The sequence below is a fragment of the Shimia haliotis genome (genome assembly GCF_900114415.1).
Taxonomy (GTDB): domain Bacteria; phylum Pseudomonadota; class Alphaproteobacteria; order Rhodobacterales; family Rhodobacteraceae; genus Shimia; species Shimia haliotis.
In genome coordinates this window covers 571396-583831 of sequence record NZ_FOSZ01000001.1, presented here as the reverse complement: position 1 = coordinate 583831, position 12436 = coordinate 571396, and the positions used below count along the sequence as shown (strand labels likewise).

The following is a 12436-nucleotide window of genomic DNA, read 5'->3' as shown; positions in this document are numbered from 1 at the left end:
CTTCACCGGAGCCCGCCCCAATGAGCGCCATCGACAATCTGCCATCACTGAGCAAGGTAATCGCCAGCCACGGCCTCTCGGCGCGTAAATCTCTGGGGCAAAACTTCCTGCTCGATCTCAATCTGACCGCGAAAATTGCCCGCCGCGCGGGTGAACTGTCGGATTGTGACATCCTCGAAATCGGCCCCGGCCCCGGCGGCCTGACCCGTGGACTGCTGGCCGAAGGCGCGCGCAAGGTGCTGGCGATCGAGAAAGACGAACGCTGCATGCCCGCTCTGGCGGAAATCGCCGCCGCCTATCCGGGCCAGCTTGAGGTCATCAACGGCGACGCGCTGGAAATCGACCCGCTCAGCCACCTGACGCCTCCAATCCGCATTGCGGCCAACCTGCCCTATAACGTCGGCACCGAACTTCTGGTGCGCTGGCTCACGCCCAAACAGTGGCCCCCCTTCTGGGAAAGCCTGACCCTGATGTTTCAGCGCGAAGTCGCGGAACGCATCATTGCCGCGCCCGGCTCCAAGGCCTACGGCCGTCTTGCCCTGCTCGCCCAATGGCGGGCTGACGCCAAAATTGTGATGCACCTGCCGCCCGAGGCGTTTTCGCCCCCGCCCAAGGTGCATTCGGCTGTGGTGCACCTCACCGCCCTGCCCGAACCCCGTTATCCGGCGGATGCCGCGATCCTGTCTCGCATTGTCGCCGCCGCCTTCAACCAGCGCCGCAAAATGCTGCGCGGCTCGCTCAAGAGCCAGGCCCCCGACATCGAAGACCGCCTATTGTCCGCTGGCATCAAGCCCACGGAACGCGCCGAGCAAGTCAGCTTGGAACAGTTCTGCGCTTTGGCGCGCACGTTTGAGAAATAGACACCGGACCGCGTCCCGCGCCCCTCACGTCTAACCACAAACAAAAAGCCCCGCAGCCTTCACTGCGGGGTTTTCTATTTCTCATCCTAGAAAACAGATCACTCCGCCGCCGGATTTTCCTCAGCCTTGGGCGCGTCATCCTTGGGCGCTTCGCCTTCCGGTTTCTTGCGCGGGCTGCGCTTGCGCGGCTTCTTGGGCGCGGCTTTAGGCTCCTCGGCCTTGGTCTCGGGTGTTTCCACCAAACCGCTTTCGGCCACGTCACCGATCACATCGGGCTGATCCGCCTCAGACGGATCCGCCGAAACAGGTGCAGGCTGAGGCTGCTTGTCGCCACCACCATTGCCTTCGCGTTCCTGACGCTCGACGCGCTCACGGCGTTCACGGTCACGCTCTTGCTGGCGCTCGCGGTTCTGACGCTCTTGCTCCTCACGGCGCGCATCCTGCTCACGCTGCGCTTCATTCAGCATCCGCTGATAATGCTCCGCGTGCTGCTGGAAATTTTCCGTGGCCACACGGTCATTGCCCAACTGGCTGTCGCGCGCGAGCTGATTGTATTTGTCGATAACTTGCTGCGGAGTACCGCGCACCTTGCCCTCAGGACCGGAGCTGTCAAACACACGGTTGACGATGTTACCGGACGGGCGGTTGCGGTTACCCTTGTTCCGCGAACGTGACTTCGAAGATCTCATATTTCTGTAATCCAGCCTTGGTCAATTGCTGTCGCTCATCCCGTTTCACGCCTCTTGCGCTCTTTTTACCGGTGCGACGATGTCTGGCTTGATGTCTGTCGGGACCGCCCACCATGGGCATCCACCGATCAGACGCGATATTCGTAGAACGCTATCGGGCGCTGCACAAGGGTTATTCTGCATCTAAAGTGCGGGAAATTGAAAAAACCGGACAATTGCCCTCCGTCATGGCCGGTTTTGCCCACTGACCACTCGGTTGCGCCCGTCCAGATCATTGAGAATGCCCACATTGCCAAAGCCCGCGTCGGCAAAAAGCGCGGCCACATCCGCACCCTGACGATGGCCGATTTCGACCAAAAGCCGCCCCTCAGGGGCCAAATACGCTTTGGCATTGGCGGTGATCACACGATAAGCGGCCAGTCCGTCGCCCTCGTCGGTCAGGGCCATGCGCGGCTCATGCGCCAGTTCCGGCGCAAGCCCTGCCATCTCCTCCGCCGCAATATAAGGCGGGTTGGACACGATCAGATCAAACTGGCCCGACACGGCGGAGAACCAATCGCTTTGGACAAATTCCAGCCGGTCCGCGACACCAATCGCCGCCGCATTCTCCTGCGCCACCGCCAACGCGGCCCCCGACAGGTCGGTCGCAACCCCGCGCGCAGCCGGTCGCGCCGCCAAAAGAGAGATCGCAATAGCCCCCGTTCCCGTGCCCAGATCAAGCACGCGGACAAAGGGCTCCTTGAGAGCTTCCGCCACCAGTGTCTCGGTCTCAGGCCTCGGGTCCAGCGTGTCCGCTGTCACTTTGAACTCATGCTCGTAGAAGGCCCGCTTGCCCAGCAAATGCGACAGCGGCTCCCGCGCGATCCTCCGTGCGACCAAGGGCAACAGCTTCTCCTGATGCGCCGAACTTGCCGCTTCCCCCATCTCAAGGGTCAGGCGCGACACGGAAATGCCGGTCACATGCGCCACCAAAAGCCGCGCTTCCCGCGGTGCGCCCTCGATGCCGCCTGCCGCCAACGATCCAGCGACCTGCGACACGAGGTCGGAAATGGTCAGGCTCACGCCTCCATCTCCGCCAACGCCGTGGCCTGCGCATCCGCCGTCAGCGCGTCGATGGTTTCATCCAGATCACCAGCCATCACCTGATCCAGTTTGTATAGCGTCAGGTTGATGCGGTGATCCGTCATGCGCCCTTGCGGGAAATTATAGGTCCGAATGCGCTCGGAACGATCACCCGAGCCAACCTGCCCTGCCCGATCCGCCGCGCGCTCATCCGCGATCCGCTGGCGCTCAAGGTCAAACAGGCGGGTTTTCAGAACCTGCATCGCAATCTCGCGGTTCCGGTGCTGGGATTTTTCAGAGCTGACCACGATTATGCCCGTCGGCAAATGGGTGATCCGCACCGCAGAATCGGTTGTGTTCACGTGCTGCCCGCCAGACCCCGAGGCCCGCATCGTATCAATCCGGATGTCCTGTGCATCGATCTGCACGTCCACATCCTCGGCCTCAGGCAAAACCGCCACAGTCGCCGCCGACGTGTGAATCCGCCCGCCGCTTTCGGTGGCCGGCACCCGCTGTACACGGTGAACGCCGCTTTCGTACTTCAGCCGCGCAAACACGTTCTCGCCCTTGATGTGGGCCACCACTTCCTTGATCCCGCCAAGCTCGGTTGCCTGCTCCTCAAGGATCTCCAGCTTCCAGCCACGCCCCTCGGCGTATCGCTGATACATCCGCAGCAGATCACCGGCAAACAACGCCGCCTCGTCACCGCCTGTGCCTGGTCGGATTTCCAGAATCGCTGGCCGCGCGTCCGCCGCATCCTTGGGCAACAACGCCAACTGAAGCGCATGCTCCGCCTCCGGAAGACCCGCCCGCAACGCCGGCAGCTCCTCTTCGGCCAATTCCTTCATATCCGGATCGCCAAGCATCTCTTCGGCGTCTTCAATGTCTGAAAGCAGTCTGCGATAGGCGGCAATCTGCTCCACCACAGGCTTGATTTCCGCATACTCTTTGGCAAGCGCCGCGATATCGCCGCCACCCTCCGCCATCTGCGCCTCAAGAAACTCGAACCGCAGCTTGATCTGTTCTAATCGCTCTATAGGAACCATGTCGCTAAGTGGGACAATCCGCGTAATTGGTCAAGGCCGCGGTTTGGTGTATTCTTGGCCTATGACCCGTTTGATTGCCATTCTCACCCTTCTCGCCAGCCCGGCCCTTGCCGACGGCTTTATCAACGGCGTGCCCGTTGACTGCTACTGCACTGACCGTCAGGGGCAGCGCATCGAGGTCGGAGAAACCATCTGTCTTCAAGTGGACGGGCGCATGTTTATGGCCCAATGCCAGATGTCGCTAAATGTGCCGATGTGGCGCGAAATCTCACCTGGATGTCTCAGCAGCGGCTTAAGGGGCGGACAAAGCACCAATCCAGCGATCCACACGCGCGGCGTTGACACCGAAGTCCTTTCGACCAAATCGTGAGCGGCCGTAAATCGCGAGCTGACCGTCCTGCATCCAGGCTGTTGTGTAGTCCGGATACCCGATAGAACGCGTGCGCGTAATCACGGTGATTAAGCCATCCTCGGCTGAACCCGCGAGAACCTCGGTGCGCGGATCTCGCAGCGCCGCCTCGGCAAATTTTGCCAAACCATCCGGGCCCGCATCCACCAATCGGCGCACACTGTTCTGACCTTCACTGTTCTTGCTGATGTCACCGGCCACATGCCAACGCGCAACATCACTGGGTGCCAAACGCACATAGGCCAACAGACCAAACCCCAGCAACAAAACCACAGCTGCAATCGTCATCTTCTTCATCCCTCAAATACCAAAATCACAACGTCAGCGCCTCCTGATCCTGTCCATTCAGAAGATACGTAAGCGTCGCTCAAACAAATCAAAAACAGGCAGACTATGCCCGCACTGCCGGCGCGGACTAACATCGAAAACCCTATCTGCAAAGAAATATGTTGTCACAGGCGGGATCTCTGCGACAAAAACGGGCGCCCGCAAAATCGAACGCCCGACTGTTTCGAACTACTTCAGCGGCTGAGCGGTCTCCACCAGCCGCGCAAAGAACGACGCACCAATCGGGGCCACCTCATCGTTGAAATCAAACGCGGGATTGTGCAGCCCTGCACCTTCGCCCGCGCCAAGGAACAAATACGCTCCCGGCCGTGCGTCCAGCATATAGGAAAAGTCCTCCGCCCCCATTTCCATGCCCTGTGCGTCATTGACCATGCTGTCACCGGCCACGTCGCGCGCCACATCGGCAGCAAATGCCGTTTGCTGCGCGCTGTTTACAGTCGCCGGATACCCCACATCGATGTCAAGCGACGCCTCAAGACCATAGGCCGCAGCCGTGCCCGCAACGATTTCCCGCAGGCGGCGATGAATCATCTCCTGCACGTCTTTGTCAAAGGTCCGGATCGTGCCCTCGATCATGCCAAGATCAGGGATCACGTTGTTGACAGAGCCCGCATGGATTTGCGTCACCGACACCACCGCCTCTTGCCGCGTGTCGTGGTTGCGGCTCACGATGGTCTGGATCGCGTTGACCATGGCCACCGCCGCCACCACTGGATCCACTGTATCTTGGGGATAGGCCCCATGCCCGCCGGTGCCCTGAATATCGACGCGGAACGTGTCCACCGCTGCCATGATCGGGCCCGGTGTGGTGTGGAACTCGCCAAACGGCACACCGGGAACATTGTGCAGCGCATAGACTTCATTCACATCGAAACGGTCCAATACGCCTTCCTGAACCATGACTTCACCGCCACCGCCTTCTTCCTCGGCCGGCTGGAACATCAACGCCACGCGCCCCGAAAACTTGCGGGTCTCCGCAAGATATTTTGCCGCGCCCAGCAACATTGTCGTGTGCCCGTCATGCCCACAGGCATGCATCATGCCCTCAACTTCGCTGGAATACTCAACGCCGGAGGTCTCATCCATCGGCAAAGCATCCATATCGGCGCGCAATCCCACGGTCGGCCCCTCGCCCTGCCCGTTGATGATGGCCACCACGCCGGTCTTGGCTATGCCCTCGTGAATCTCATCCACGCCGAACTCCTTGAGACGCGCCACCACAAAGGCCGCGGTTTCATGGCAATCAAACTCCAGTTCCGGATGCGCGTGCAAATGACGGCGCCACCCCTTCATTTCGTCCGCATAATCGGCAATACGGTTAACTACTGGCATGAGTGGACACCTTCTCTGAATAACGGTTCACTCCTACCCAAATCAAAAAGCGGAGCGCTCTGCAATGGCCGAAGACCCCTTGATCCTCAATCCCAACGGCGGAATGCCGCGGCTTCTGGAAATTATGCGCCGACTGCGCGATCCGGAAAACGGCTGTCCGTGGGACATCGAACAGGACTTCGCCACCATCGCCCCTTATACCATAGAAGAGGCCTATGAGGTGGCCGATGCGATTGAACGCGAGGCATGGGACGAACTCAAAGGCGAGCTGGGCGATCTCCTATTCCAGTCGGTATTCCACGCCCAAATGGCAACCGAACGCGGCCTTTTTACCTTTGATCAGGTCGCCGACACCATGTCCGACAAGATGGTCACCCGCCATCCGCATGTTTTCGGCGACGAGAACCGGGACAAATCTGCGGAACAGCAAACCCGAGACTGGGAAGTTGTGAAAGCCGCAGAACGTGCGTCCAAGGACCAAACTGGCACGCTCGACGGCGTCGCCCTTGGCCTGCCGGCCCTTCTGCGTTCTGTAAAATTGCAGAAACGCGCCGCGCGCGTGGGTTTTGACTGGCCAGACATTTCGCAGGTCGTCGACAAAATCGTCGAAGAGGCAGGCGAACTTGCCGAGGCCCGCGAAAAATTGACCCAGACCGAGATCGAAGAAGAATTTGGCGACATGCTTTTTGTGATCGCCAATCTGGCCCGTCATCTGAAAATCGACCCCGAAGCAGCCCTGCGCGCCACCAACGCCAAATTCACCCGCCGGTTTGAAGGCGTTGAGGCCAAGCTGGCCGCCCGCGGCAAACGCCCCGAAGACAGCGATCTGGCCGAAATGGACGCGCTTTGGGACGAAGTGAAGGTCGAAGAAAAATCGTAGGATGTGCGCCCTGCGCGCATCTTTCCTAACGGCCCTTTTTATTCCTGAATGATTTATTCAGGTATTGACCCAACAAAAAAACTCAGGTTTAACCGCGCCAACTCAATCAGGACGCTGGGAGCGAACACATGACCAAAACCCTTTCCACCGCACTCTTTTTCACCGCCGCGGCTTCACTGGCCGCCCCTGCATTTGCCGACGAAGTCAACGTTTACTCCTATCGCCAGCCCGAGCTGATCAAGCCGCTGACCGATGCGTTCACCGCCGAAACCGGCATCAAAGTGAACGTCGCCTATCTGAAAAAAGGCATGGTTGAGCGTCTGCAGGCCGAAGGCGACCGCTCCCCCGCCGACATGATCCTGACCGTCGACATCTCCCGCCTCGCCGCCGTTGTGAACGCAGGCCTGACACAGCCGGTCACAACTGATGCCATCAACGCCAACGTGCCCGCGCAATACCGTGACCCCGACAACCACTGGTTCGGCCTCACCACGCGCGCCCGCATCGTTTACGCCTCCAAAGACCGCGTGGCCGACGGCGAAGTCACCACCTACGAAGATCTGGCAGACCCCAAATGGGAAGGCCGCATCTGCACCCGTTCCGGCACCAACGCCTATAACGTGGCGTTGACCTCCGCTGTGATCGAACACCACGGTGTCGAAGGCGCGAAAACATGGCTCGAAGGCGTGAAATCCAACCTCGCACGCAAACCGCAAGGCAACGACCGCGCACAAGTCAAAGCGATCTGGGCCGGCGAATGCGATATCTCCATCGGCAACACCTACTACATGGGCAAAATGCTGTCTGATGACGAACAGAAAGAATGGGCCGACAGCGTGCGCATCGTCTTCCCTGAATTCGAAGGCAAAGGCACCCACGTAAACATTTCCGGCGTGGCGCTAACCAAATCCGCGCCGAACAAGGAAAACGCCGTCAAGATGATGGAATTCCTGACCTCGCCCGCAGCACAGGAAATCTACGCCAAAGCCAACTTCGAATACCCGATCGCACCGGGCACCGAAGCGGACGCACTGGTCACTGGCTGGGGTGAATTCACCGCAGACGACGTGAACCTGATGACCCTCGCCGGTCACCGCTCCGATGCGCTGAAAATCACCGAAGAAGTTGATTTCGACGGCTAAGCCTATCGGCATTGCACACACAAAAGGCGGTCCTCATCGGGCCGCCTTTTTCCGTTTTATCACCGTAAAAGACGGACCTCTCGCACCGCTGACAGTTTACCGATGAAATACCGACGCGATACCGACACCCCCCTTTTCTGACCAATCGATAAAAATATTTGCGCAAAACCCTGCTCTTCCACTGGACAAGGCCCCTTGCCCTTGCCACGCTGCCGCTTCACAAGTCCACAGACCACCGGCACCAAGGAGAGGCCCATGAGCCCGCGCAAGATCATCATCGACACTGACCCCGGACAGGACGACGCCGTCGCCGTCCTGCTTGCGCTTGCCAGCCCCGAAGAAATCGACGTGCTGGGCATCACCGCTGTGGCGGGCAACGTTCCTCTGCCCCTCACCCAGAAAAACGCCCGTATTATCTGTGAGTTGGCAGGCAAGACCGACACCAAGGTGTTCTCCGGCTGCGACGCACCTTTGTCGCGCAAACTGGTCACAGCAGAGCACGTCCACGGCAAAACCGGCCTTGATGGACCAACCCTGCCGGACCCGAAAATGCCCCTTCAGGACCAGCACGCCGTCGACTTCATCATCGACACGCTGCGCGCCGAGGAAGCAGGCACCGTGACCCTCTGCCCGCTCGGCCCGCTGACCAACATCGCCACGGCTTTCAACAAGGCGCCAGACATCGTTGAAAAGGTTCAGGAAATCGTCCTGATGGGTGGCGCCTATTTCGAGGTCGGCAACATCACACCCGCGGCGGAATTCAACATCTATGTTGATCCCGAAGCGGCCGAAGTGGTCTTCAAATCCGGCGTTCCGATTGTGGTCATGCCATTGGATGTCACCCACAAGGCCCTTGTCACCAAACCGCGCAACAACGCCTTCCGCGCGATTGGTTCCAAAGTTGGCCTCGCCACCGCGGAAATGACTGATTTCTTTGAACGATTTGACAAAGAGAAATACGGCTCCGCCGGTGCCCCGCTGCACGACCCCTGCGTCACGGCCTATCTGATCAAGCCGGACCTTTTCTCCGGCCGCCACATCAACGTCGAGATCGAAACCCAGTCCGACCTGACCCTTGGCATGACCGTCGCCGATTGGTGGCGCGTCACCGACCGCCCCGCCAACGCCCTTTTCATCGGCGACATTGACGCCGACGGGTTCTTTTCCCTTTTGACAGAACGGCTTGCCCGCCTATGACCACCGCGCTGCATCTCGCCAACGCCGACGATTTTGCCAAACTCGACCCGCTGGTCGAGGCCTTTCACAGCGAGATGCAAATCGCCACCAGCCCCGAGTCCCGCAACGCCGGCCTCATGCCGCTGTTGCAGGGCTCGCCCTACGGCGCGGCCTACCTGCTTGGCCCACGGCGTGCGCCGGTCGGCTATGTCGTGGTCACTTTTGGCTGGTCGGTTGAATTTGGCGGCATGGACGCCTTCATCGACGAAGTGTTCATCCGGCCCGCCATTCGTGGCCGAGGCGTTGCTTCCGAAGCCCTCATCGGTCTCGCGAAAGCCCTTGAAAACGTGGATGTCTGCGCCCTGCATCTCGAAGTTGATCGCGACGACGAGAAGGCCCTGAAGCTTTACCGCCGCGCCGGATTTCAACCGCGAGAGCGCTATATGCTCATGACCCGCCAGCTGCGCTGATCAAGACGTGACCAAAGCGCCTCTGGCATTTCCAGAATTCGCCCGTATTTTGGCTGTATGAGCCTGCATATTCCGTTTGAAAACACCTACGCCCGCTTGCCGGACCGCTTTTTTGCGCATCAAGCACCCACGCCGGTGCGCGCGCCGAAATTACTGGCCTTTAACTACGATTTGGCAAAGTCTCTCGGCATCACTGATACGGATGATGCACAGGAGCTCGCCGAGGTGTTTTCCGGCTCCCGCGTGCCCGAAGGCGCAGAACCGCTGGCTCAGCTTTATTCCGGTCATCAATTTGGTAACTGGAACCCGCAACTGGGAGATGGTCGCGCGGTTCTTCTCGGTGAATCAAATGGTTACGATATACAGTTAAAGGGATCCGGCCCCACACCATTTTCCCGCCGCGGCGATGGCCGCTCATGGCTTGGCCCTGTTTTGCGCGAATACGTCATCAGCGAGGCGATGCACGCATTTGGCATTCCCACCACCCGCGCACTGGCCGCAGTCGCCACCGGCGAAGAGGTCTTTCGCGAACGTCCGATGCCAGGTGGCGTAATGACCCGCGTGGCCAGCTCCCACATCCGCGTCGGCACCTTTCAGGCCCTCTACGCTCGACAGGACGTTGAAGGCCTTGAAACCCTTATGAATTTCGCCATTGCGCGCCACTATCCCGACGCCCAATCTCCGGCTGAATTCCTCGCTGCGGTGATCAACCGTCAGGCGGAACTGATCGCTCGCTGGATGTCGGTCGGTTTTATTCACGGTGTCATGAACACCGACAACTGTGCGATATCCGGTGAAACCCTCGACTATGGTCCCTGCGCGTTCATGGACGCCTACAACCCGATGCAGGTGTTCTCCTCCATTGACCGGCACGGCCGGTATGCCTTTGGCAATCAGCCCGATATTATCGTCTGGAACATGGCTCAACTCGCGACGACTCTGGTCCCCTTGATGCCCGATGGCGACGCCGCCGTAGAGACCTTCACCCAACTTGTGCACGCCATGCCGGATCAGATTCGTTCCCATTGGGTTCGCTTCTTCAGTGCCAAAATCGGCATTCAGACTCCGCGCGAAAACGACCGCGAACTGATCGAAGACCTGCTCACCCTTATGGCCAAGGATGGGGCGGATTTTACAAACTCTTTCAGATCCTTGTCTGGTGACACACCGCAGGACCACTTCCTTGATCAAGCCGCGTTTTCACAATGGCAGGCGCGCTGGCAAAGCCGCATTACCGATGAGCCTGACCCGCAAGCTGTGATGAATGCCGCCAACCCCGCCCTTATCCCGCGCAATCATCGCATCGAGGCGATGATCCAGGCCGCGGTTGACGGCGATATGGCACCGTTTGAAAGGCTCATGACTGCGCTTTCAACCCCGTACACGGCGTCCGGTGACTTTGCCGATCTTGCCCATCCGCCCCAAGAAAACGAACGCGTCCGACAAACCTTCTGCGGAACCTGACCGAGATGCGTATCGCCAGCTACAACCTGCAAAAATGTGTCGGCGTCGATATGCGACGCCATCCGGCTCGCTCGATGATCGTGATCCGCGCTCTGCGCGCAGATGTAGTCGTGCTTCAAGAGGCGGACAAACGTCTGCCCCCACGCCCCGCAGCGCTTCCCTTTGATCTCATTGAGACCAAAGGCTATTCCAACGTCGATTTCGGCCAACCCAAAGGCTCGCTTGGCTGGCATGGCAATGCGATGCTGTTGCGCGATGGAGTTGAGGTTATCGAAACCAGCAAACTCGACTTGCCAGGGTTGGAGCCGCGCGGGGCCATTCGCGCCGATCTGATGACCTCTATGGGGCTCCTACGTGTTGTCGGCGTGCACCTCGGTTTGATCCGGCGTTACCGGCTGATGCAGCTTGGCTCCATAGCCAAGTCATTGGATCTGCTGCCTAAAATGCCTACCGTCATCGCTGGTGATTTCAACGAGTGGGGCCCAAAACATGCTCTTGATGCGGTAACCCCCTCATTTGACTTCATAAACACGGAACACAGCTTCCCGTCACCACGGCCGGTGGCGGCGTTGGACGGTTTCGCCGTGACGCGCGATCTTAGGGCCGAAGCCCACGGTGTCCTGTCCCGTATTCCAGCGCCGGTCGCTTCCGATCACTTGCCGATCTGGATGGACCTTGCCAACCGCCAACCGCAACCGGAGCCCGCTTGATGACTGCTTATTCCGTCTATGACGTATTTTCCGATAAACCCTTTGGTGGCAACCAGTTGGCGGTTATTCCTGATGCAACGAATTTGTCAGAGCATGACCTGCAACGCATCGCGCGCGAGTTCAATTTTTCCGAAACGACTTTTGTCTATCCGCCTAAAGGCAACCAAAACACCGCCCGTGTCCGCATTTTCACGCCAACGATGGAAGTTCCCTTTGCAGGCCACCCGATCATAGGCACAGCTGTCGCGTTGGCTGATGCAGGCCACGGCCCAGACATGACGCTTGAACTTGGTATTGGCCCGATTGCGACACAGGCCGAGAACGGACGCGCGTCTTTTGTTACCTCCGCACCGCTCCAACGCTTGCACGAGCCAGATATTTCACTTGTTTCCAGAGCATTAGGCGCAACAATTGATGCGATAAGCACGGCCAAGCACCCGCCCGTGATGGCCTCACTGGGCCTAGCCTTCACCATCACCGAACTCAATGACCGCGACGCATTGCGTGCCCTCACAACCGACGTGTCCGCCTTCCGCGAAGGCAACGCAGCCTATCCTTCCGGGCTTGATTTTGCACAGTTTGCCTACGTCCGCACCGGCTCGCATATCGACGCCCGCATGTTCGCACCGCTCGATAACATTCCCGAAGATCCCGCCACCGGCAGCGCCTGCGCCACGCTCGCCGCCCTTCTGGCTGAGATCGAAGGCCGTGATCTGTCCCTGACAATCATGCAAGGCGAGGACATGGGCCGCCCCAGCGAAATCATCGCCACATCAAAAGGCACGGCCGTCACCATTGCTGGGAAGGCCGTGCTCACTATGCGCGGCGAACTGGTCTACTGACCTGAT

Annotated in this window: 13 protein-coding genes; 8 read left to right on the top strand and 5 right to left on the bottom strand. The window is 59.4% G+C overall.

Going from position 1 to position 12436, the window contains the following annotated elements:
* The first annotated feature begins 20 nt into the window (after nt 1-20).
* A complete protein-coding gene (gene rsmA / locus BM069_RS02850) occupies nt 21-860 on the top strand; it encodes a 16S rRNA (adenine(1518)-N(6)/adenine(1519)-N(6))-dimethyltransferase RsmA (RefSeq protein WP_093319990.1) in 840 nt (279 codons plus the stop codon).
* A gap of 98 nt (nt 861-958) precedes the next feature.
* Here rsmA and BM069_RS02845 read toward each other — a convergent pair whose 3' ends face one another.
* From BM069_RS02845 to BM069_RS02820, 5 genes are all read right to left on the bottom strand, one after another.
* Entirely contained in the window at nt 959-1549 is a 591-nt protein-coding gene (locus tag BM069_RS02845; RefSeq protein ID WP_093319988.1) for a DUF4167 domain-containing protein, read from the bottom strand.
* 225 nt (nt 1550-1774) lie between these two features.
* The gene (prmC, locus tag BM069_RS02840) at nt 1775-2605 is read right to left on the bottom strand and encodes a peptide chain release factor N(5)-glutamine methyltransferase (RefSeq protein WP_093321259.1); all 831 of its coding nucleotides are present in this window, start codon (nt 2603-2605) and stop codon (nt 1775-1777) included.
* Nucleotides 2606-2607: 2 nt separating this feature from the next.
* Nucleotides 2608-3657 (bottom strand): peptide chain release factor 1, encoded by a 1050-nt coding sequence (gene prfA / locus BM069_RS02835; RefSeq protein ID WP_093319985.1) that lies wholly within the window; start codon nt 3655-3657, stop codon nt 2608-2610.
* 292 nt (nt 3658-3949) lie between these two features.
* Nucleotides 3950-4354, bottom strand: a complete 405-nt coding sequence (locus BM069_RS02825; protein WP_244503507.1) for a DUF1499 domain-containing protein — start codon at nt 4352-4354, stop codon at nt 3950-3952.
* 228 nt (nt 4355-4582) lie between these two features.
* Nucleotides 4583-5746 (bottom strand): M20 aminoacylase family protein, encoded by a 1164-nt coding sequence (locus BM069_RS02820; RefSeq protein ID WP_093319977.1) that lies wholly within the window; start codon nt 5744-5746, stop codon nt 4583-4585.
* 64 nt (nt 5747-5810) lie between these two features.
* Here BM069_RS02820 and mazG point away from each other — a divergent pair, with 64 nt between their 5' ends.
* The 7 genes from mazG (at nt 5811) to BM069_RS02785 (ending at nt 12430) form a co-directional block, all read left to right on the top strand.
* Nucleotides 5811-6626 carry a nucleoside triphosphate pyrophosphohydrolase gene (gene mazG, locus BM069_RS02815; RefSeq protein ID WP_093319974.1) on the top strand — a complete coding sequence of 272 codons (816 nt, stop codon included), beginning with the start codon at nt 5811-5813 and terminating at the stop codon, nt 6624-6626.
* Nucleotides 6627-6754: 128 nt separating this feature from the next.
* On the top strand, nt 6755-7768 hold the full coding sequence (locus BM069_RS02810) for a Fe(3+) ABC transporter substrate-binding protein (RefSeq protein ID WP_093319973.1): 1014 nt from the start codon (nt 6755-6757) through the stop codon (nt 7766-7768).
* A gap of 255 nt (nt 7769-8023) precedes the next feature.
* Nucleotides 8024-8965, top strand: coding sequence for a nucleoside hydrolase (locus BM069_RS02805; RefSeq protein ID WP_093319970.1), 942 nt, complete (start codon nt 8024-8026; stop codon nt 8963-8965).
* Nucleotides 8962-9414: a GNAT family N-acetyltransferase gene (locus BM069_RS02800; protein WP_093319969.1), complete on the top strand. Its 453-nt coding sequence runs from the start codon at nt 8962-8964 to the stop codon at nt 9412-9414. Before BM069_RS02805 ends, BM069_RS02800 begins: the two co-directional genes overlap by 4 nt.
* A 57-nt stretch (nt 9415-9471) precedes the next feature.
* The gene (locus tag BM069_RS02795; protein ID WP_093319966.1) at nt 9472-10878 is read left to right on the top strand and encodes a protein adenylyltransferase SelO; all 1407 of its coding nucleotides are present in this window, start codon (nt 9472-9474) and stop codon (nt 10876-10878) included.
* 5 nt (nt 10879-10883) lie between these two features.
* Nucleotides 10884-11588 carry an endonuclease/exonuclease/phosphatase family protein gene (locus BM069_RS02790; protein ID WP_093319963.1) on the top strand — a complete coding sequence of 235 codons (705 nt, stop codon included), beginning with the start codon at nt 10884-10886 and terminating at the stop codon, nt 11586-11588.
* Nucleotides 11588-12430, top strand: a complete 843-nt coding sequence (locus tag BM069_RS02785) for a PhzF family phenazine biosynthesis protein (protein ID WP_093319961.1) — start codon at nt 11588-11590, stop codon at nt 12428-12430. Before BM069_RS02790 ends, BM069_RS02785 begins: the two co-directional genes overlap by 1 nt.
* The last annotated feature ends 6 nt before the right edge of the window (nt 12431-12436 follow it).

Excerpts from the sequence above, each read along its gene's own strand:
- BM069_RS02825 (WP_244503507.1), bottom strand. The coding sequence starts at position 4,354 with ATGACGATTGCAGCTGTGGTTTTGTTGCTGGGGTTTGGTCTGTTGGCC.
- BM069_RS02785 (WP_093319961.1), top strand. The coding sequence starts at position 11,588 with ATGACTGCTTATTCCGTCTATGACGTATTTTCCGATAAACCCTTTGGT.
- BM069_RS02810 (WP_093319973.1), top strand. The coding sequence starts at position 6,755 with ATGACCAAAACCCTTTCCACCGCACTCTTTTTCACCGCCGCGGCTTCA.
- BM069_RS02845 (WP_093319988.1), bottom strand. The coding sequence starts at position 1,549 with ATGAGATCTTCGAAGTCACGTTCGCGGAACAAGGGTAACCGCAACCGC.
- BM069_RS02805 (WP_093319970.1), top strand. The coding sequence starts at position 8,024 with ATGAGCCCGCGCAAGATCATCATCGACACTGACCCCGGACAGGACGAC.
- rsmA (WP_093319990.1), top strand. The coding sequence starts at position 21 with ATGAGCGCCATCGACAATCTGCCATCACTGAGCAAGGTAATCGCCAGC.
- BM069_RS02795 (WP_093319966.1), top strand. The coding sequence starts at position 9,472 with ATGAGCCTGCATATTCCGTTTGAAAACACCTACGCCCGCTTGCCGGAC.
- prfA (WP_093319985.1), bottom strand. The coding sequence starts at position 3,657 with ATGGTTCCTATAGAGCGATTAGAACAGATCAAGCTGCGGTTCGAGTTT.
- mazG (WP_093319974.1), top strand. The coding sequence starts at position 5,811 with ATGGCCGAAGACCCCTTGATCCTCAATCCCAACGGCGGAATGCCGCGG.
- BM069_RS02800 (WP_093319969.1), top strand. The coding sequence starts at position 8,962 with ATGACCACCGCGCTGCATCTCGCCAACGCCGACGATTTTGCCAAACTC.
- BM069_RS02790 (WP_093319963.1), top strand. The coding sequence starts at position 10,884 with ATGCGTATCGCCAGCTACAACCTGCAAAAATGTGTCGGCGTCGATATG.
- BM069_RS02820 (WP_093319977.1), bottom strand. The coding sequence starts at position 5,746 with ATGCCAGTAGTTAACCGTATTGCCGATTATGCGGACGAAATGAAGGGG.